The organism is Streptomyces sp. NPDC046197 (genome assembly GCF_040646295.1).
Classification (GTDB): domain Bacteria; phylum Actinomycetota; class Actinomycetes; order Streptomycetales; family Streptomycetaceae; genus Streptomyces.
This window is the reverse complement of the sequence record NZ_JBEYZY010000090.1, coordinates 1-2596: the sequence shown is the minus strand read 5'-3', so window position 1 is coordinate 2596 and position 2596 is coordinate 1. Positions and strand designations below refer to the sequence as shown.

Genomic DNA, 2596 nt, shown 5'->3' with positions numbered 1-2596 from the left:
AGAACCGCCCCGGGTACTCCGCCTGAACCGACCGCACCAGTCCACCCACCGCGGCCCCCGCCGCGTCACCGGAAGCCGTCACCACCACCACACGCCCGTCACCAGCCAGGCAGTCCCGCAGCCGATCCAGAACAGAGGCCAAGGTCAGCCGTGCAACGCCACCGGCGGGCACCACCACCACCGGGGCCGGGCCTTCACCGACCTCGTGGGAGTCGGCCCACGGCATCGGCTCCCACTCCACGCGGTGGAGCAGGTCGTCCGGCGTGGTCACCGACCGCGAGTCGAACGGGCGCAGGGCGACGGATCGCACCGACACGACCGGTTTGCCCTGGGGGTCCACCGCCGTGAGCGCGACGCGGTCAGGCGTCTCACGACGGAGCCGTACCCGAAGACGATCCGCTCCCCCGGCGTGCACGGTCACCGCGCCGAACGCGAAGGGCACCGTGCCCTCGGCCTGTTCGCCCAGCGCGCCGAGCGCCACCGGGTGCAGGGCCGCGTCCAGCAGGGCCGGATGCACGAGGAAGCGGTCGGCTTCGGCCGCCTCGGTCTCGTCCAGTTCGACCTCGGCGTACACCTCGTCGTCCCGCTGCCACAGTGCGCGCAGTCCCTGGAACGCCGAACCGTAGTCGTAGCCGCCTGCGGCCAGCGTCTCGTAGGGGTCCGCGTACTCCACGGTACGGGCGCCGCGCGGCGGCCATGCCGTGATGGGGTCCCCGGCCTCCGGGAGGTCCGACGTCAGATAGCCCACCGCGTGCTTGGTCCAGGTCGCGTCCGTGTCAGCGGCAGGCCGGGAGTGGATGGTCAGCGGCCTTCGCCCGTCGGAGTCGTACGCGCCCGCTTCCACCTGAACGTGATGTCCGCCGTTCTCGGAGATCCGCAGGGGAGCGAGGATGGTCAGGTCGTCGACCTGAGTGCACCCGGCGACTCGTGCGGCCTGGAGGCCGAGTTCGAGGAAGGCGGTGCCGGGGAGGACCGGCGTGCCTGCAAGGGCGTGGTCGGCCAGCCAGGGATGCGTGCGCAGCGACAGCAGTCCGCTCAGCAGCAGCCCGTCCTCTTCAGCACGGACGACCAGGGCGCCCAGGAGGGGGTGGTCCACGGAAGTGAGGCCGGTGGCCGTGAGATCGGCGTCCGTGGCGACCGGTTCGAGCCAGTACGACTCGTGCTGGAAGGGGTAGGCGGGCAGCTGCACCTCCTGCCGCGGGCGCGCCGCGAACAGGGTCGGCCAGGAGACGTCGAGCCCGCGCACGTACCCCTCCGCCAGCGCGGCAAGGAAGCGGTCCGGGCCGCCCTGGTCCCGACGCAGCGTGCCGAAGGTGAAGGCCTCCTCGACGCCACTGTCGGCGAAGCTCTCGTCGAGCGCCACCGTGAGCACGGGATGGGCGCTGACCTCGATGAACGCGCGGTGCCCGGAGTCGAGCAGAGCACGGGTGACCTGGTCGAAGCGGACGGGCCGACGCAGGTTCTCGTACCAGTAGCCACCGTCGAGGTCTGTGGTGTCCCGTTCCTCGGCGGTGACGGCGGAGTAGAACGGCACGGACGCCGGTCGCGGGCGGACGGGTGCCAGCAGGGTGGCGAGCCGGTCGCGTATGGCCTCGACGTGGGGCGAGTGCGACGCGTAGTCCACCGGGACCCGGCGGGTACGGACGCCCAACTCGGCGCAGTCCGCCTGGAGCTCGTCGAGCGCCTGCGGGTCCCCGGACACCACGACGGAGGCCGGGCTGTTCACCGCGGCAACCGTGAGCCGGCCCTCCCAGCGTCGTATGCGTTCCTCGACACGGTCGACCGGCTGGGCGACCGACACCATGCCGCCCGTACCCGCCAGCTCGGCCAGCGCCTGGCTGCGCAACGCGACCACCCGGGCCGCGTCCGACAGGGTGAGGGCGCCCGCGACGCAGGCCGCGGCGATCTCTCCCTGCGAGTGTCCCGCCACCGCGTCGGGCCGGACACCGTACGACTCCCAGAGCGCGGCGAGCGAGACCATGACAGCGAACAGGACCGGCTGAACGACGTCGACCCGGTCGAAGCCGGGCGCGCCGGGCTCGCCCTTCAACACGTCCAGCAACGACCAGTCGGTGAACTCGGCCAGGGCAGCCGCGCATTCGTGCATACGCTCCCGGAAGACGTCCGAACTCTCCAGCAGGTGCAGCGCCATGTCGACCCACTGAGAGCCCTGCCCGGGAAACACGAAAACTGTGCCGTGAGACCCGGCAGCCGTCCCCGTGACGACGGTCGCCGGGTCGGGGTCGCCATCTCGCAGCGCCCGGAGGGAGGCGAGGAGCGCTTCGCGGTCGTCGGCGAGGACGACGGCCCGGTCGTCGTGCGGCGCGCGCGTGGTGGCGAGAGCGTGTGCGAGGGAGTACAGGTCGGTGTCCGGCGATGCGGCCATGTACGCCTGGACGCGCCCCGCCAGCTGCACCAGTGCCCGAGGCCCGCGTGCGGACAGCACGACGGGGACCGTCCCCGGGGAGTCCTGCGGCTCCGCTTCCTGGGCGGTGCGCTCCGCGGGTGCTTCTTCGAGGATGACGTGGGCGTTGGTACCGCTGATCCCGAACGACGACACCGCCGCTCGCCGCGCCCGCTCGGGATCCGCGGGCCA

1 protein-coding gene is annotated in these 2596 nt (G+C 72.4%); it reads right to left on the bottom strand.

Features of this window, described 5'->3' with window-relative positions; translation table 11 throughout:
- Window positions 1–2596: type I polyketide synthase (locus AB0A61_RS40940; RefSeq protein ID WP_361304683.1), on the bottom strand; the 2596-nt coding region annotated here is incomplete at both ends.